The organism is Paraglaciecola sp. (assembly GCF_051252315.1).
Classification (GTDB): Bacteria; Pseudomonadota; Gammaproteobacteria; order Enterobacterales; family Alteromonadaceae; genus Paraglaciecola.
This window is the reverse complement of sequence record NZ_JBPOFP010000004.1, coordinates 1-17,599: the sequence shown is the minus strand read 5'-3', so window position 1 is coordinate 17,599 and position 17,599 is coordinate 1. Positions and strand designations below refer to the sequence as shown.

Annotated in this window: 13 protein-coding genes; 8 read left to right on the top strand and 5 right to left on the bottom strand. The window is 40.5% G+C overall.

The features are described 5' to 3' along the window. The first annotated feature begins 428 nt into the window (after positions 1-428). Positions 429-2,546 (top strand): polyribonucleotide nucleotidyltransferase, encoded by a 2,118-nt coding sequence (gene pnp / locus ACSHXM_RS01225; protein WP_435686896.1) that lies wholly within the window; start codon positions 429-431, stop codon positions 2,544-2,546. An 83-nt stretch (positions 2,547-2,629) separates the two neighbouring features. On the opposite strand, the gene ACSHXM_RS01220 is transcribed toward pnp, so the two are convergent. Beyond that, positions 2,630-3,748, bottom strand: a complete 1,119-nt coding sequence (locus ACSHXM_RS01220; RefSeq protein ID WP_435686895.1) for a DcaP family trimeric outer membrane transporter — start codon at positions 3,746-3,748, stop codon at positions 2,630-2,632. A gap of 167 nt (positions 3,749-3,915) precedes the next feature. Here ACSHXM_RS01220 and acs point away from each other — a divergent pair, with 167 nt between their 5' ends. Both acs and ACSHXM_RS01210 read left to right on the top strand, forming a co-directional pair. Next, a complete protein-coding gene (gene acs / locus ACSHXM_RS01215) occupies positions 3,916-5,856 on the top strand; it encodes an acetate--CoA ligase (RefSeq protein WP_435686894.1) in 1,941 nt (646 codons plus the stop codon). Between the two features lie 100 nt (positions 5,857-5,956). Then, positions 5,957-6,604: a response regulator transcription factor gene (locus ACSHXM_RS01210; protein WP_435686893.1), complete on the top strand. Its 648-nt coding sequence runs from the start codon at positions 5,957-5,959 to the stop codon at positions 6,602-6,604. Between the two features lie 66 nt (positions 6,605-6,670). Here ACSHXM_RS01210 and ACSHXM_RS01205 read toward each other — a convergent pair whose 3' ends face one another. Next, a complete protein-coding gene (locus tag ACSHXM_RS01205; protein ID WP_435686892.1) occupies positions 6,671-10,090 on the bottom strand; it encodes a PAS domain-containing hybrid sensor histidine kinase/response regulator in 3,420 nt (1,139 codons plus the stop codon). Between the two features lie 806 nt (positions 10,091-10,896). Here ACSHXM_RS01205 and ACSHXM_RS01200 point away from each other — a divergent pair. From ACSHXM_RS01200 to ACSHXM_RS01180, 5 genes are all read left to right on the top strand, one after another. Next, positions 10,897-11,184 (top strand): hypothetical protein, encoded by a 288-nt coding sequence (locus tag ACSHXM_RS01200; protein WP_435686891.1) that lies wholly within the window; start codon positions 10,897-10,899, stop codon positions 11,182-11,184. A 118-nt stretch (positions 11,185-11,302) separates the two neighbouring features. Then, positions 11,303-11,746: a hypothetical protein gene (locus tag ACSHXM_RS01195; protein WP_435686890.1), complete on the top strand. Its 444-nt coding sequence runs from the start codon at positions 11,303-11,305 to the stop codon at positions 11,744-11,746. Between the two features lie 113 nt (positions 11,747-11,859). Beyond that, positions 11,860-12,090 carry a hypothetical protein gene (locus ACSHXM_RS01190; protein WP_435686889.1) on the top strand — a complete coding sequence of 77 codons (231 nt, stop codon included), beginning with the start codon at positions 11,860-11,862 and terminating at the stop codon, positions 12,088-12,090. Positions 12,091-12,206: 116 nt separating this feature from the next. Next, positions 12,207-12,701: an arsinothricin resistance N-acetyltransferase ArsN1 family B gene (locus ACSHXM_RS01185; protein WP_435686888.1), complete on the top strand. Its 495-nt coding sequence runs from the start codon at positions 12,207-12,209 to the stop codon at positions 12,699-12,701. Between the two features lie 204 nt (positions 12,702-12,905). Continuing rightward, positions 12,906-14,372 (top strand): serine hydrolase domain-containing protein, encoded by a 1,467-nt coding sequence (locus ACSHXM_RS01180; RefSeq protein WP_435686887.1) that lies wholly within the window; start codon positions 12,906-12,908, stop codon positions 14,370-14,372. 342 nt (positions 14,373-14,714) lie between these two features. On the opposite strand, the gene ACSHXM_RS01175 is transcribed toward ACSHXM_RS01180, so the two are convergent. The 3 genes from ACSHXM_RS01175 to ACSHXM_RS01165 form a co-directional block, all read right to left on the bottom strand. Beyond that, the gene (locus ACSHXM_RS01175) at positions 14,715-15,152 is read right to left on the bottom strand and encodes a hypothetical protein (protein ID WP_435686886.1); all 438 of its coding nucleotides are present in this window, start codon (positions 15,150-15,152) and stop codon (positions 14,715-14,717) included. Positions 15,153-15,292: 140 nt separating this feature from the next. Next, positions 15,293-17,029, bottom strand: coding sequence for a sodium:solute symporter family protein (locus ACSHXM_RS01170; RefSeq protein WP_435686885.1), 1,737 nt, complete (start codon positions 17,027-17,029; stop codon positions 15,293-15,295). Further along, positions 17,029-17,283 carry a DUF4212 domain-containing protein gene (locus ACSHXM_RS01165; protein WP_435686884.1) on the bottom strand — a complete coding sequence of 85 codons (255 nt, stop codon included), beginning with the start codon at positions 17,281-17,283 and terminating at the stop codon, positions 17,029-17,031. Before ACSHXM_RS01165 ends, ACSHXM_RS01170 begins: the two co-directional genes overlap by 1 nt. Positions 17,284-17,599: the final 316 nt, after the last annotated feature.

Genomic DNA, 17,599 nt, shown 5'->3' with positions numbered 1-17,599 from the left:
GTTAAAACGTTACAGGATGTAATTAACCCTAACTCTGGATAAGCTGGGCCTCTCGATAACGCTCTTTTTGCCCCTAACTATGTTGGTTTTCCTAGCAATAGCTCGCTATTACGTACGAAAAACCGCCTTGTTAGGAACAAAAATTTCGTCATCGAATAATCTACTACTAATATCTAAAAGTATTTTTATAGATAAGCCCTTGAATTTTATTTAAAAATTTAAAGTGGAACGACGCTTCTTATCCAGACTTCGGGTTAATTATCAAGTAAATACCAAAAACTGAGTTAAAGTCACTAGAATATTTTCAAATAGCTGTTTTTACTTGATATGAGCAGCTATACTATGCGCCGCATTTGAAAGCGATATAGAAAAAGCAAAATGAGCGGCTCCATATGGGCTGTTCGATATTATAAATTTAAAGGATAAAAATGACTCCTATTACTAAATCTTTTCAGTATGGTCAGCATACTGTTACTCTTGAAACCGGCGTAATTGCTCGTCAAGCAACTGCTGCAGTCTTAGCAAGCATGGACGATACAACTGTATTAGTTTCTGTTGTTGGTAAAAAAGACACTAAGCCTGGTCAAGACTTCTTCCCATTAACGGTTAACTATCAAGAGCGTACATACGCTGCTGGTAAAATACCTGGTGGTTTTTTCAAACGTGAAGGCCGTCCTTCTGAGTACGAAACATTAACGTCTCGTTTGATTGACCGTCCAATTCGTCCATTGTTCCCAGATGGGTTCATGAACGAAGTACAAATTATTGTGACTGTTGTTTCTGCTAACCCAGAAATCCCAACTGACATTATTTCACTTATCGGTACGTCTGCCGCTCTTGCTGTTTCTGGTATGCCTTTTAATGGCCCAGTTGGGGCAGCTCGTGTTGGTTATACTGATGAGCAATATGTATTAAATACACGTACTTCTGAACTGGAAGCTAGCGAACTAGATTTAGTTGTTGCTGGTACTGAAGGTGCAGTATTGATGGTTGAATCTGAAGCAGACGTTTTGTCTGAAGAAGTGATGCTAGGTGCTGTTATGTACGGTCACGAGCAAATGCAAACTGTTATTACAGCAGTAAGCGAGTTTGCTGCAGAAGTGAACACACCTAAATGGGATTGGGTTGCTGAAGCAGAAAATACTGAACTTAAAGACAAAATCAAAGCATTAGCAGAAGCCGGTATCACAGAAGCGTATCAAATTTCTGACAAGATGGAGCGTAAAGACGCCATCACTGCTTTAACCAATAAAACGGTTGAAGAAATTACTGCTGCTGATGAAGCGCAAGATGCTAAAGAAGTATCTGAATTAGTTCACGAACTAGAAAGTGACGTAGTTCGTTCACGTATCTTAGCTGGTCAGCCACGTATTGATGGTCGTGATCCTGCGATGATCCGTGCACTTGACGTTGCTACTGGTTTGTTACCACGTACTCACGGTTCTGCTTTATTCACTCGTGGTGAAACTCAAGCAATCGTAGCTGCTACTTTAGGTACAGAGCGTGACGCACAGATGATTGATGGCTTAAATGGTAAAGAAGATAGCCGTTTCATGCTTCACTATAACTTCCCTCCATACTGTGTAGGTGAAACTGGTTTTGTTGGTTCTCCTAAGCGTCGTGAAATTGGTCATGGTCGTTTGGCTAAACGTGGTATTCAAGCGGTTATGCCGTCTGAAAAAGATTTCCCGTACGTTGTACGTGTAGTATCTGAAATCACAGAATCAAATGGTTCGTCTTCAATGGCATCTGTTTGTGGTACTTCTCTTGCGTTAATGGACGCGGGTGTACCAATTAAAGCTTCTGTTGCTGGTATTGCGATGGGCTTAGTGAAAAATGATGAAAACTTTGTTGTTCTTTCTGACATCCTTGGTGACGAAGATCACTTAGGTGACATGGACTTTAAAGTAGCCGGTACAACTGGCGGTATCACTGCACTACAAATGGATATCAAAATCGAAGGTATCACTAAAGAAATCATGCAAGTAGCGCTTAAGCAAGCTAAAGAAGCGCGTTTACATATTCTAGGTGTAATGGACCAAGCGATTTCTGGTCACCGTGAAGAAATGTCTGAATTTGCTCCACGTATTTATACAATGAAAGTAGAAACTGACAAAATCCGTGACGTAATTGGTAAAGGTGGTGCGATGATCCGTGCTATCACTGAAGAATCAGAATGTAATATCGAAATCGAAGATGACGGTACTATCAAAATCTTCGCCACTGAATTAGCTAAAGCTGAAATTGCTATTGCTAAGATTGAGCAAGTGACTGCTGAAGTAGAAGCGGGTAAAACTTACTCTGGTAAAGTGACTCGTATCGTAGATTTTGGTGCTTTCGTTGAAATTTTACCTGGCAAAGAAGGCCTAGTTCATATTTCACAAATCGCTCACGAACGAGTTAACAAGGTTTCTGACCATCTTGAAGAAGGTCAAATCTTAGACGTTAAAGTGGTAGAAATTGACCGTCAAAACCGTGTTCGTTTAAGCATTAAAGATTTAATCGAAAAGCCGGCTGCTGAAGCGCCAGCTGAAGGTAACGAATAATCGTTATTTGATATAATTGTTTAAAATCAAAAGGAGCCGAAAGGCTCCTTTTTTATTGCTCGGTGTTTTTCATATTGTTGATTTTACAAGGTGAACTTCACTGATGTTTGTAAGTAGCTTGAATCAAGATCTAAACCGATATCATTGACAACATATTTACCAAACTCAACACCAAATAACATATTGGGGCTGTATTGCTTGATTAAGTTAACGGCGTAATGAGAACGGTCATGTCCCAATATATCAGTTTCACCGTTACCGTAAAAAATTGTGCTGCGATATTCATTACTCCACACTCTTCTGTAACCTACATACCAGGCGGTGGTTTGTTCTGCTTTGGTTTCTTGGGTTATTGGATCAATAACGATATCTGTGGCTAATGTTATTCCTGCATAACGACCAGACTCCCCTAAAGTAACCTGAAAACGAATATCATCTTTACCGACAGAATTAATCCTACCAGATAGGCTTACGGCTGTAGCGGTAGCATCAATACCACCTTGGTCAACTTTTCTTAACAAACCCGCTACGCTGGCTTGGCCCCAATCACCGCTAAAATTGTATCTGGCAACTAAATCTGGGATTTTACTATCTGGATCATTATTCGCCCCAATCACACCCACATTACCAGACGCCCCATTTCCATCACTGTCTCCAAAAGTTTGAGAATTTTCGAGAGCAAATTGCCAATTACCCGTGGAATAACGAACTTGAACTTGTCGAATAAACCCTTCTGCAACCATAGGCCCCCCAAAATCTAAAGATTCAACTAAGGCTGCAAGAGGCATGAAAGTGGACCAGGTTTGCCCAATTAACCAGTTCTTATTTTTCACAAATGCGTGGCGTAAACGAGGGTTTACCGAATTACTGATAATTTCGTTGCCCCCACCGCCGTATAAATCCATTTCAATAAAACCAGTCCAATCACCATGAATATAAGAAACATTGAATCGACTTTCTTTTATATTTAGCCCAAGCTTTGATGTATCTGCAGCCCCAGGATTATTGCCTATCCAATAATCTTGGTAATTCAAATCTCCGTTAACGTATCTGGCATCCGCTTTTAGGTAACCTCCAAACTTTATTTTATCCCCGTTTTTGAAGTCCAATTCAAATGCGTCTGCATACGCTGATGAGCTCATAATATTCATGCCTATTGCCAATACACCAAGCGCAGCGGTTTTCTTTATTATGCTATTCATGTGTTGCTCCTATGTTTTGAAACTGAGCAAACTATGAATCAAAATTATAAAGTTACATATAAGCTATTGGTCTATCAGCCCATGGTCTATAAGACCAATGTCTCATTCCACAGTTTTCAATTGCGCGTAAATTGTATCTATATAGATACAATAGTTGGAGATGACCTATGACCCATTCAATTTACCCTGTTTCTGAACAGGCAAAAAAACATGCACTTATCAGTAAAGATCAATACCTTGAGATGTATCAACAATCTATAGACTCCCCAGACGAGTTTTGGGCCGAACAGGCTAAAACACTAGATTGGTTTAGGTTTCCTAAAAAAATTAAAAATACTTCATTTGATAAACAAGAAGCACAAATTAAGTGGTTTGAAGATGGACAACTCAATGTTTCTTACAATTGTATCGACAGACATCTTGCCCAACACGCTAATGAAAACGCTATCGTGTGGGAAAGCGATTGTGGTACACAAAGCACCAATATCACCTACCAGAACTTGCATGACGAAGTTTGTAAGATAGCGAATGGCATGAAAAAACTTGGCGTTCAAAAGGGAGACCGCGTGGCAATATATATGCCTATGATCCCCCAAGCAGCGTTTGCAATGTTAGCCTGCGCTAGACTTGGCGCGACACATTCTATTATTTTTGCAGGTTTTTCACCCAATGCTATTGCAGACCGAGTTAACGACTGCGGTGCTAAAATAGTCATTACCGCTGATGAAGCGCTCAGAGCTGGAAAACCAATCCCTTTAAAAGCGAATGTTGACGAGGCATTATTGGATAATCGATGCCCTAGTGTTGAACAAGTTATCGTATGGCAGCATACCCAAGCTAACGTGAATATGGGCAATATTGATTGCACTTGGCAAGATTTAATAAGTGATTGCAGTAGTCATTGTTCACCAGAAGTGATGGACGCGGAAGACCCCTTATTTATTCTTTATACCTCAGGCTCTACAGGCACACCCAAAGGTGTGGTCCACACCACGGGTGGTTACCTTTTATATACGGCAATAACCCACAAATATGTATTTGACTATCAGCCAGGAGAAGTTTACTGGTGCGCCGCAGATGTAGGCTGGATAACAGGCCATAGCTATATGGTGTATGGTCCGCTAGCCAATCGTGCCACTACCTTATTATTTGAAGGGGTTCCCACGTATCCAGATGTTAGACGGATATGCCAAATTGTTGATAAACATCAAGTCAGCATTTTGTATACCGCACCAACTGCAATTCGTGCTTTGATGGCTCATGGTGATTTTGCTGCATCAGACACTCACGGTAAGTCTTTACGTTTATTGGGCTCGGTGGGTGAACCTATCAATCCTGAGGCTTGGGGCTGGTATTATAATGTGATTGGCCGAGGTCGTTGCCCAATCGTGGATACTTGGTGGCAAACTGAAACTGGTGGTTTGATGATCTCTCCCTTGCCAGGTGTGACAGATTTAAAACCGGGCTCAGCGACGTTTCCTTTATTTGGGGTTGTCCCGGCTTTGGTTGATAGCGAAGGCGTTGAATTAGAAGGGCCGGCAGAAGGAAATTTAATCATAAAAGATAGCTGGCCTGCACAAGCTCGTACCATCTATAAAGATCATGAGCGTTTTATTCAAACCTATTTAAGCACCTACGATAATGCTTATTTTACCGGTGATGGTGCAAAAAGAGACGAAGATGGCTATTACTGGATAACGGGCAGAGTGGATGATGTGTTAAATGTGTCAGGGCATCGTTTAGGCACCGCTGAAATTGAAAGTGCGCTGGTATCACATTCATCAATTGCAGAAGCCGCAGTAGTTGGATTTTCACATGATATTAAAGGCCAAGCAATTTATGTTTATGTCACACCGGTCGACGGCATTGAGCCCAGTGACAAGCTTACCGCTGAGGTGCGTGCATGGGTGCGAAAAGAGCTCAGCCCTATTGCCACACCTGACTTAATTCAGTGGACCACAGGATTACCGAAGACACGTTCAGGAAAGATCATGCGACGTATATTACGTAAAATTGCTGCCAACGAATATGCTCAGTTAGGTGATACATCAACCTTGGCTGATCCGTCTGTTGTGGATAGTTTGATAGAAAATAGGCTAAACGTATAATTTGGGATTAAACGCTTTTTATAATTTACCTTTGTTTTTGAGAGCAATTGCAAATCAATCGTAAATTGTTAGACTAAATTTTCTATAGTAGGAAGAGACAATGCTGACAATATTGCTTGCTGATGATCACCCCATGTATCGAGACGCCCTAAGAGGGGCGTTAATGCTTAATATCGAAGATTTAACCTTACTCGAAGCCAGCGATTTGCATGAGACCGTTAATGCACTGCAAGAGAACGATATCGATCTACTGCTGTTTGATTTGCATATGCCTGGAAGTACCGATTTATTTGGTTTAATTCATATTCGCAAATTGTTTCCAGAAATACCCGTGGCGGTAGTTTCGGGGATTGAAGATGTAGGCATTGTGTCTAAGGTGATGAATGCCGGAGCATTGGGTTTTATTCCTAAAACCACCCGAGCGAGTGAAGTGGCAGAAGCTGTCGCCAGCATATTAGAAGGGGAGGTGTGGGTACCAGAAAAAATGCCTTCTGATGTAACTGACTTTGATGAAGCTTTTGCCAAACTCGCTGAGTCAGTTTCTAGCCTCACTCCTGCTCAATATAAAGTTCTGTGTTTTATGCGTGACGGTTTGCTAAACAAACAAATCGCCTATGAACTAGACATTGCTGTTGCTACGGTAAAAGCTCATGTCACTGCAGTATTTAAAAAGCTGGGGATCAACAATCGAACTCAAGCCGTACTGATTGCTTCGCAGTTAGAGTTAGAACAGCCGCCAAGCAAGTGACGTGAGTTTGGGGGGCTTCTTTAAACTCAAGGTTTATTCTTTAGGCTTACCGTTTGTTCTTCAAACTTACCGCTTGTTCTTCAAGCTTAAGAGCAGCGCCCTTAGCTTAGCCGGTTTTATGGGTTTACTTAGATAACCTATGGTTGTCGCAGCGCATTGCTTCTTTATCTCTTCATCTTGACTCGCTGTGACTAAAGCTGCGGGGATTTCCTTACCGGCTTGTGTTCTAAGCTGACTAATTAATTCAAGGCCATTAATTCCGTTGCCAAGGTGGTAGTCAACCAACAATACATCAGGTTGATTTTGGTCGAATTTTTGTTGCGCCTCGTCAGCGCTGCTAGCCTGAAAACATATTAATTTCCATTTATTGAGTAAGGTCTGCATTGCGTCTAGATTCTCTATCTTGTCATCTACGCACAAAACCTCTAGGCCCGCTAATCCGGTGTAAGTTTTAGCCAGTACTTCAGGCTCAGGGGAAAGGGCAGGTACCATGGCTAGCGTAAGAGTAAAACAACTGCCCCTACGCAACTCTGATTTCATGGTTAAGGGACTTCCGAGTTTCTCAGACAATCGAGAAACCACGCCTAGTCCTAAACCGGCACCGCGCTGCTTACTTCCGTCAACACGGTAGAAATCTCCAAAAATATGCTGTTGTTCGGTTTCTGATATGCCAACCCCAGTATCCCAAACTTGTATCACGACCGAATTTTGGCGAGCTCTAACGGATAATAAAATTCCACCGGTATCAGTATACTTAACCGCGTTGGACAACAGGTTTTGCACAATTCGGTATAGATAGGTTTTGTCAGTGTCCACCCATACATCGGCAATTCTTGAGCTGAATTTAAGGCCTTTACTTTGTGCCTGCATGGAAAACTCATGTATAAGTGGAGACAGTATTTTGATAACGGAATGTGGCCCTTTAACAGGCTTTAAGTCTCCTTGATCTAAGCGTGCAATGTCTAATAGCGTTGCTATCAGTGCCTCACTTGAAGAGACACTTTCTCCAAGTTTATTAATCATATTTCGCACATCGTCTTGCATGGAGACTTCATCGAGGGCCGATAAATATAGCTTTGCCGCGTTTAGAGGTTGCAATATATCGTGGCTAGCTAAGGCCAAAAAGCGCGTCTTATCGGCATTGGCTCTTTCAGCATTTTGACGAGCATTAATTAGCTCCTGCTCTAACTCAACGCGACGAGCAATTTCATCATGAAGTTCAGCATTGATTGCTTGTACTTGTTCGCCGCGAATTTTGACTCTGTTTTCCAGATCAATATTGGCGTCTTTTAGTGCCTCTTGGATCTCAATATGTGAGGTAATATCACTAAAACTAGTCACAAAACCGCCGCCTGGTAGGGGATTTCCGACCATCTCAATCATCTTTCCATCACTTCGTTGCCGAACAAATTTATGAGCATGTCCTCGACTTAAATGTGCCAGTCGTTTTTTCACTAATGCATCAATTTCACCCAGACCACAATCACCGCGAGATGCATTGTATCGAACCATATTTTCAATCGGCATCCCTACTGCCACCATGTCTTTTGGATAGTTAAATAGTTCTAAATAACGTTTATTCCATGCCACCAAGTTCAGGTTCTTATCGATAACGCTGATCCCCTGATCTAGGCTCTCGATTGAAGTAAATAAAGCACCAGTATTAAATTTTATCGCTTGGGTGGAGTCATCAAAAAAATTAACGACTTCTTCAAATCCGAGTTTTTTGCCATTTAACACACTGTCGATTAGTGCTCTGGCGCTAGAGCCACCTAATACACCTCCTAGTGCCCGTTCGCAAAAAGCCACAAAGTCGGTATGTGGCGAGGTATCAGAGTGAACCGTCATGTCATGTTTTTGTTGGAAGTCATCAATCAATCCTTGGCAACGGGTATCGCCTAGGAAAGTAGAAAGTAATGTTATGAGGTCAGCAGTGGTCACCGAGGGAGAAGGCTTCTTAGGTTGGTTATGCAGGCTTTCCCGAGGGGCAACAAACGCTTGAGCCTGAATACGGTCAACTAATCTTTCTGTCGCGATATAAGAGAAAAACGTATAGGCAACAAAGTTAGCGACCAAACTAATCATGGCAACAAAGGATATGTTGTTGTTAGTTAATTGCGAATCTATGTTTCCTTCAAAAGCGGGTAACATCAACCACAAAATCCATACCACAATACCGCTTATCAAACCTGCATAAACACCATGGGCATGTCCTTTCTTCCAATACAAACCGCCAATAATAGAAGGCAGTAACTGAATAACCAAGGAGAAAGCAATCAAACCAATGGATGCCAGTGAGGAACTATTGGCCATCTGTTGATGATACAAGTAGGCCAACAATAATAGTCCTGCAATAACCCAGCGGCGGGTGATCAGAATGTTTTTACTGACATTTTGTTGGTGATACGAACTGTTATGTTTAGCTAATACCTTCGGCAAGATCACGTCATTGGTTAACATGGTACTAAGTGTTAACGTGGCCACAATTATCATAGCGGTAGCTGCAGATAAGCCCCCTACAAACACCAGCATTTGCACTAGCCCAGAGCCCGAAATTAAGGCCAGTTCAAGTACATAGGTATCCGGCTCAGCTGCCGTATTCGCTAATAGTGTTTGCCCCGCAACAGTGATGATTGGGATCGTTATGGCAATGAGCCCAAGATATAAAGGAAACATCCATCGCGCAGTTTTAAGGTGATCTAAATTTTGGTTATCAACAACGGCCACATGAAATTGTCTAGGCAAACAAATAACGGCCGCTCCAGCCATAATGGTTTGTGCAATGAATGGAAATGATTCAAATGTACTCAGGGATTCAGCAGTGCTAAATGATGCAAAAAGAGGCGCTGAACTGTTTGGGTACCACATAAAAAAGGCGACTATCGCTATGACTAACAGGGCGAATAATTTAATGCTTGATTCAAAAGCAATGGCCAGTATAAAGCCTCTTCGGTATTCAGTGACATCGGTTCTTTGGGTACCAAAATAGATGGAAAACAAAGCGATAAAAATAGTCGCCAGTAACACAATCGATTCACTGTCTTGTTGCTCTGATACCAACTGAAATGCAGAGCCAATAGCTTTTAATTGTAATGCCACATAGGGAATAGTGGCGAGTAGTGCAATGATGGTGACTAATAAGGCTACGGTTTGACGTTTACCGTAGCGGGACGAAATAAAATCAGCAATGGTCGTAATGTGTTGCTTTTTACTTACCAAGGTCAGTTTTTGAATAAAGCGAAAACCTAATAAATAAACCAATATTGGGCCAAGCAAAATGGGTAAGTATTGCCAGTTATTTCGACTCGCTTCACCTACAGCGCCAAAGAATGTCCAAGCGGTACAATAAATGGCAAGTGCAAGGGAGTAAATTGCTGGGTGAGAGGTTAATTTTTTGGCGAGCGGAGAATCGCTATCACCCCATCTTCCAAGCCAAAATAACCCACCTAAATATACTAATGCTAAGGCTACCCAACCTATCGCCATGCCTGCTCCCAATTTACTTGTAGAGGTTATTTTTAACCTGAGTTTAGGTTACATATTACTGAAGATTACTTTAGCACAGGTTATATGTAACTTTGAGAGTCTAAGACTATGGTCTTAATTTTGGGTTGAAAGGCATTCGCGGTGCTCACTAAGATTATTCACTTCGTTCACCGCCATCCATGGCTATTTTTCAAACCGCATCCTGCGGCTCGATTTACTTTTTACCAACAGCCGCAAAAAGTAAACAAAAAGGGCCGTGCTCCAACTAAGTTCTAATGCCTGCGCGACTTGCCTAACAAAGGTCGCAATGATTTGTTCCCTACAAGCATTACTCAAATAACATCCATGTTCTTTTCCCTTTGTTAGTCAGCGTTGCTCGGCGAACTTAGAGTCGCATGCCAATTACCCTAACGAATATTGGCGTGAATTGGGAACCCTTGAATGTGGGAAAGTGGCGATACCTGTAGGTTGGTCTTTAGGCCAACAATATGTGCTTAGTGCACAACGGCATTCGCACTGTTCGGTGAACTTTGAGTCGCGGTAAAGCAAAAGCACCTGCTTCGCACATAAGGTATTTTTGCTGAATTAATTACTTCTTGTCCAATAACAGCTGATCGGAGACCTTTTGGGGATTTCTACAAGTACCTTTTGCTTCACTTACGAAAAACGGATATAAAAGAAGAACCTAGTTGTTGTGTAAAAATATGACCTGAATAATGTCGTGTATAAACACGACGTTGTGACGTCTAATAAATTGTTAGTTTTTTAAAACTGGTTACCTCACTCTATCAAAAAAGGATGATTTGATGATAAATAAAATTACGACCTTATTCTTTGTTTTTACTTTTTCGGGTTGTGTTGTGATGCCTGAAACTGATAATAAGCAAAATTATCAATGTGGTTTATCTACTGATAAGAAAACGTTGAAAGTTGTTAATTTAATGGATGGTGATACTAGTTTTTATGAGTGGAATGATGAGATTTCTTCAATTATAACAATGCCAACTTCCGCCGTTGTATCTAGTGTTTACGTAGCAGTGAATAATATTTATCACTTTGGTGAAAAGCAGATAAAATGTGGTAACAAAAACTAACAAACGCATTAAGCCTGACTCCGCAAGCAGGCCGGTTTTTTGCAAAATACACGGCGCAAAAAAGCGGCCAACTTGCTCCGCTGTTTATGCGAAGCGTTATGTTTTTAAAGGATGAACAATGAAATCTAGGATAGTTTTAGCTTTATTGGGTTTAACTTTCGTAGGCTGTGTAGCGCCTCTAAAACCGACGTTTGATTACCAGAGCTCCAATACTAAATCAGATGAAGCAAAAAAGATTTATGACATTGCAGTGAAATGTTGGTCTAAAGATTTTTCACTGTTCCGAGACAGAGTTATTGTAGAAGACAAAGATTCTTCACTGCTGCAAGACCAAGTTGTTGTTGAAAGTAAAGACGAAACTGGAGTTACTGTAATCACTGCAAGGCGAGCCACTTCAGACATTGGATATCAAGCACCTTTTATCCGTATTCTTGTAAGTGAAACTGGAAACAACACCTCTGTTCATGTGGAAGAAGGTGACTATGCTGTTGCGGCCTATGAAAACCTAACTCAAGATGTTAAACGATGGAGCAGCGGCGTTCTCACATGCAGTAAAACATAAAAAACACAATAACTGGAAAACAACTCGCTGAAAAAAGCTCGTATTTTCCAGTTATATTAAGCGTTAGCAATTTTATATAGTTGCGTTGATTAAATGTATAAAGGAATTTTTACATGGACACTAAGCAATCAAGTAGATCTATATTAAGTTTTTTTATTCCATTCCTAATTGCCTACTTGGGTTCAAAAGGTATATTTTATTATTTTTCTTTTGAGTATTCCTTATTTTCTGACCCATTTGATATTCAAAAATTATTAATCGATTTTAGCGTTTTTATAGTGTTATTTTATGGCGGTACTATTTTGGTTAAGTACTTTATAGGCAGTAAAAATAAGCCTGCGTAATAAGGGCTAAAAAGCTTATAAAATTTCATTAGGGCCAAACGATGGCCCTCACTGGGCGCGAAAAAAACGCGAACCATTTATACAAGACGTTCAGCATTAGGTTTTCAGGAGGCTATTTGATTCGAAGCGTATTTAAGGAAGATGCAATATCTATTGCTGAAATCTACAATCATTACATATCAGAAACTATTATTACATTCGAAACAGAAGCGGTAAGCCCTGAAGATATGTTTGATCGTATATCTAAAATTCAGTCAGATGATTTGCCATGGTTAGTTGCTGAAAATGATTCAGGTAAAGTCATTGGTTATGCATACGCTAGTAAATGGAGAGAACGTTTTGCTTATCGTTTTTCAGTGGAAGTAACCGTATATTTATCTCCTAGTTACTCGGGTAAAGGTGTTGGAACACAACTATATGAAGCCTTATTCTCAGAGTTAAGACTTCGCTCAATTCACTCAGTGATTGGTGGTATTACATTGCCTAATCAGGCCAGTGTTGCTTTACATGAAAAATTTGGTTTAAAGAAGGCGGCTCACTTCAAAGAGGTCGGATATAAATTCAATCAGTGGTTAGATGTTGGTTATTGGCAAGGCGCATTAAAAGCCTGATAAGAATTTAAACAAGGACAAAAAAAGTTGGCATTTTGTTCACTACGTTTACTTATTTTTGCTTGTCAATTAGGTGTTAAATGCTATTAAACATTGGTGACCTGACCAAGCCTTGTTTATTGTGAGAATATTAACAGTCGACGTGGTACTTTATTAAAATCGGCAACATCTCCGTACATCGAGTTATTTAATAAAGGACCTATTATGAAATTTTCAACTAATGTCACTCGCTTTCTCTACACTTCGCTCATTTCTCTATCCCTATTAACTTTTACGAATGTAGTTTATGCAAATAACGTTGCCATTAACGTAATTGAGAATAACCTAAAAAGTAATATAAAGGTCAAAGGTGAAAGTGAGAAAAGTTCCTCAATAATAATGCTAATGAAACAATTGAATGTACCAGGCGTGAGTGTTGCGGTCATCCATAATGGAAAAATAGATTGGGCAAAAGGTTATGGTATTGCTAATGCTACAAGGTCTGTTGACACTAGTACTTTATTTCAAGCGGGTTCAATTAGTAAGCCAGTTGCAGCCCTTGCAGCACTGAAGTTGGTTGAGCAAGGTAAGCTAGATCTGGATGTGGATGTAAACCAATATCTAACAAATTGGAAGGTTGAGGGGGATTTGTTAACAAAAGAAAACCCCGTTACCTTACGTCATCTACTTACGCATACTAGCGGGCTTAGTGTTCATGGATTTCCTGGGTATGCAACAGGTAGTACAATACCAAGTACAACTGGTGTACTAAGTGGCAAAGGAAATACTGATAAAGTTGAAGTTAATCAGATTCCAGGCAGTAAATGGCGATATTCAGGTGGTGGTTATACTGTCATGCAAAAAATAGTAGAAGACGTCTCTGGAACTTCATTTTCTGAATATACTGATAATCAAATACTTAAACCCATGGGGATGATTCATAGCTCTTATAAGCACGCTTTACCGAATAGGTTAAAGATTCATACAAGTGCTGCTTATAACAGGAGTGGTGAAATGCACCCTGCAATTTACAATGATTATCCTGAAAAGGCGGCCGCAGGTTTATGGACTACTCCGTCAGATTTAGCAATTTACGTCATGCATATGCAAGCAATAATGTCAGGAAAGAAAGACGGAATACTGAAGAAAAAGACAGTAGAGGCCATGTTTACTAAACATAAAGGGAGTTGGGGTTTAGGACCAAAGGTTAGTGAAGTTAATAATGAATTAGTCTTTTCTCATGGTGGTAAAAATCTTGGTTTTACCAATGAATTTAAAGCTTTCGTGAATAAAGGCGACGGCATGATAGTGATGAGTAATGGTGATAATGGTGGTCTAATCAATAAACAGATTATGAGTGCTATTTCAGAATATTATGGGATGGGGACTCATTCGCCAAAAATCATAGATGCGTTACCTTTAACTATTGATGAACTCAAAGCTTTTACTGGGTTGTACAAAATGAGAACGGGTGAGAACGAGTTTAAATTGAAACTTAAAGTGATTGATGGGCAGTTGAAGATTAAAGCACAAAATGAAGTACAGTTTTCGCGTTTAGTCCCGACTAAAAGTATGACTTTTATTAATGTCGAGTCTGGAATGAATCCCTTCGAATTTCATAGGGATGATGCAGGTCATGTTAGTGGTTTATTGGTATCAAAAAGATTTAAATTTAGCAAAATAAATAACTAACCTGAAATCGGAATAAGAAGAGTCGCCTAAGTTCAGTTTTTATATAGAATTCATGCATTTATAAGTTGGCAACTACTTACGATTACTTTTAGATCACTCGATAACGAAATTTTTATCGTATAGCAAGGCGGCTTTTCGTGCGCAATAGCTGGCTATTGTTAGAAAATCCAACGCCGCTAGGCGCAAAAAGAGCGTTATTGAGAGGCTCGGCTTATCCCGAGCTCAGGTTAACTAACCTCGCCGCAAACACAATTGTAGCCAACCATTATTTTGTACTTATCGAGATTGCGTGAACGGAGTGAATAAAAAGCGAAACGCATGTTAACGAGCGTTAAGGCAATACTACTGGGTCGTCGTAGTAAACTCCGATATGTAACTTCCGCCTTTAATATTTAACACAAGTCTAAGTGTGTAACTTTGCCCTGTGTCACTAATGAGTTCTCTCAAATTAGTTTCAGCATGCCAATAATAGGGGCTTTGTATCATGCCTAATGGATAGGCGGTGGGGGTGTTATTTTTATCAACCAGAAATAGTGTGGCGTTGTCTAATGGAAAGGTTGAGTTGACTGTGGTTAAGTTGCTTTTATCAAACACATTCACTTTGAAGTCGCCGGCTTTCAAAATACATTCTTGATTGATTACGTCACAGTTTTCAACTGGAAGTAACTGGATCACTTTCGGCTTTTCGGCTTGGCCTTGGGCATAATAATCTGCCGCAATGTATCCAATAACAGCGAGGATTGGAGCCACCATAAATGCGGTTCTTGTATGTTTATTCATTATTTTTATCTTTGTCTTTATCTATATTAGCGCTTTTGTAATGTCTGATTATATCGAACTTAGTGAGTTTAAAAATAAAGGCTAAAGAGCACAACTCTTTAGCCTTTAATATTCAGTGGGCTAAGTTTAATGAAACAAGCTTAGTGGTCGCTAATTGCTGCTGTGCCACCAGGCGTTCGCATGTTTTCGACTAAGTCTTGAACCGCTTTAGGTGCAGGACCTGTAAACTGAAGCACAATAAAAGCTACGCCAAAGTTAACCAAAGCACCGACTACACCAAACGCATTAGGTGAAATGCCAAGGAACCAGTTTGCCCCCATATCACCTAAGAAGTCTGTACCTGGAATAAACATTATGCCTTTGTGTTGGAACACATAAAGCATAGTCACACCGATACCAGAACACATACCTGCAACTGCAGCAGTGCCACTCATTTTCTTAGAGAAAATACCCATCATGAGTGCAGGGAATATGGATGACGCTGCCAAACCAAAAGCTAGCGCCACCGTCCCTGCGGCAAATCCAGGCGGATTTAAACCGAGGTAACCGGAGACTAATATGGCCAGCGTCATGACTATACGCCCAGCCATCAACTCGTTCTTTTCAGACAAGTCTGGCGTTAATACCCCCTTCATTAAGTCATGAGAAATGGAAGATGAAATAGCTAACAGTAAACCTGCGGCGGTTGACAGGGCTGCTGCTAACCCTCCGGCTGCGACCAATGCAATCACCCAATTAGGTAAATTAGCAATGGCTGGATTAGCTAACACCATAATATCGCGATCCACTTTTACCATTTCATTGGTTGTTGTATCCGCTGAGTATTGGATTTTGCCGTCGCCATTTTTATCTTCAAACTGCAACAAACCAGTTTTTTCCCAGTCTTTAAACCACTGAGGACGCTCTGAATAGTCTAGATTTTGGCCTGCTGTAGGTTCAATTGTATTCATCAAGTTAAGGCGAGCCATGGCACCAACAGCTGGAGCAACGGTATACAATAAGGCGATGAAAACTAAAGCATAACCTGCCGAAGAACGAGCGGCTTTAGCAGAGGGAACCGTAAAGAAACGCATGATAACGTGGGGTAAACCAGCCGTGCCAATCATAAGCGACATGGTGTAAGCGAACATATCTAAGGAGCCATTCATATTGCTTGTGGTGTATTCTTTAAAGCCTAATTCGGTCACTACTAAGTCCAACTTATCAAGTAAGTAAACACCACTTCCATCAGCCAAGGTTGAACCTAGACCAAGTTGTGGAATGGGGTTACCGGTGAGTTGAAAAGAGATAAAGATTGCAGGAATGGTATAGGCAAAAATGAGTACACAGTACTGGGCTATTTGTGTATAGGTAATGCCCTTCATTCCACCAAGTACGGCGTAGAACCAAACAACGGCCATACCTATTCCCAAACCTAAACCGTAGTCAACTTCTAGGAAGCGAGAAAACGCTACGCCCACACCTTTCATTTGACCGATGATATAGGTTAGTGATGCAATGATTAAACACACAACCGCCACAATCCGAGCCGTTTTTGAATAATATCGATCAGAAATAAATTCAGGCACGGTGAATTTGCCGTGTTTACGCATATAAGGCGCAAGTAACATGGCGAGTAATACGTAACCACCGGTCCAACCCATTAGGAATACAGAACCGCCATATCCTAAAAACGCAATTAGTCCGGCCATTGAAATGAATGACGCTGCACTCATCCAATCGGCACCAATTGCCATGCCGTTTTGCATGGGGGTGACACCGCCTCCGGCGACATAAAAATCACTAGTTGATGCGGCTCGTGCCCACCAAGCTATAGCAAAATATAAAGTAAACGAACCAAAAACTGCTATGTAGGTATATAGTTTTAACTCATCCATTATGATTCACCCTCAGACTCGTATTTTTTATCGAGCTTGTTCATCTTATGGCTATACCAAAAAATTAACCCGACAAAAGTATAAATAGAACCCTGTTGCGCAAACCAGAATCCGAGTTTATATCCACCAAGACGAATTTCGTTCAGGGGTTCTACTAATAACAAGCCAAAGCCAAATGATACGATAAACCATATGACTAGGCATATTGATATTAAACGTAGGTTTTCCTGCCAATAGGTTGTCTTCTTTTCCATATTATTCTCCTAGCACAGCATGCTAATTTATTTATTACAGTCGCCATTTGTGGTTGTAATAACGTTATTTTCGAGAAAAAGTTTTTTTAGAAATGTCGGACAGTGTTCACATTACAAAAATGAAAATAACTATTAACAATTCATCTACAACTTTAACTGTTTGCAACACTAGCAAGCTTTTTTTTTGTCTCATATAACACCTTGGTCTTATACGGTGTTTTAGCTGTTGACTTAATGGCTCCGTCGCCCCAAATTAGCTACATACGAGTTAAAAATGCTTTTGAAAAAAATAATAATGGATCTTGATATGGATAAT

What these genes read in the sequence shown, in the direction of transcription:
- pnp (WP_435686896.1), top strand. Translation starts at nt 429, where the DNA reads ATGACTCCTATTACTAAATCTTTTCAGTATGGTCAGCATACTGTTACT.
- ACSHXM_RS01220 (WP_435686895.1), bottom strand. Translation starts at nt 3,748, where the DNA reads ATGAATAGCATAATAAAGAAAACCGCTGCGCTTGGTGTATTGGCAATA.
- acs (WP_435686894.1), top strand. Translation starts at nt 3,916, where the DNA reads ATGACCCATTCAATTTACCCTGTTTCTGAACAGGCAAAAAAACATGCA.
- ACSHXM_RS01210 (WP_435686893.1), top strand. Translation starts at nt 5,957, where the DNA reads ATGCTGACAATATTGCTTGCTGATGATCACCCCATGTATCGAGACGCC.
- ACSHXM_RS01205 (WP_435686892.1), bottom strand. Translation starts at nt 10,090, where the DNA reads ATGGCGATAGGTTGGGTAGCCTTAGCATTAGTATATTTAGGTGGGTTA.
- ACSHXM_RS01200 (WP_435686891.1), top strand. Translation starts at nt 10,897, where the DNA reads ATGATAAATAAAATTACGACCTTATTCTTTGTTTTTACTTTTTCGGGT.
- ACSHXM_RS01195 (WP_435686890.1), top strand. Translation starts at nt 11,303, where the DNA reads ATGAAATCTAGGATAGTTTTAGCTTTATTGGGTTTAACTTTCGTAGGC.
- ACSHXM_RS01190 (WP_435686889.1), top strand. Translation starts at nt 11,860, where the DNA reads ATGGACACTAAGCAATCAAGTAGATCTATATTAAGTTTTTTTATTCCA.
- ACSHXM_RS01180 (WP_435686887.1), top strand. Translation starts at nt 12,906, where the DNA reads ATGAAATTTTCAACTAATGTCACTCGCTTTCTCTACACTTCGCTCATT.
- ACSHXM_RS01175 (WP_435686886.1), bottom strand. Translation starts at nt 15,152, where the DNA reads ATGAATAAACATACAAGAACCGCATTTATGGTGGCTCCAATCCTCGCT.
- ACSHXM_RS01170 (WP_435686885.1), bottom strand. Translation starts at nt 17,029, where the DNA reads ATGGATGAGTTAAAACTATATACCTACATAGCAGTTTTTGGTTCGTTT.
- ACSHXM_RS01165 (WP_435686884.1), bottom strand. Translation starts at nt 17,283, where the DNA reads ATGGAAAAGAAGACAACCTATTGGCAGGAAAACCTACGTTTAATATCA.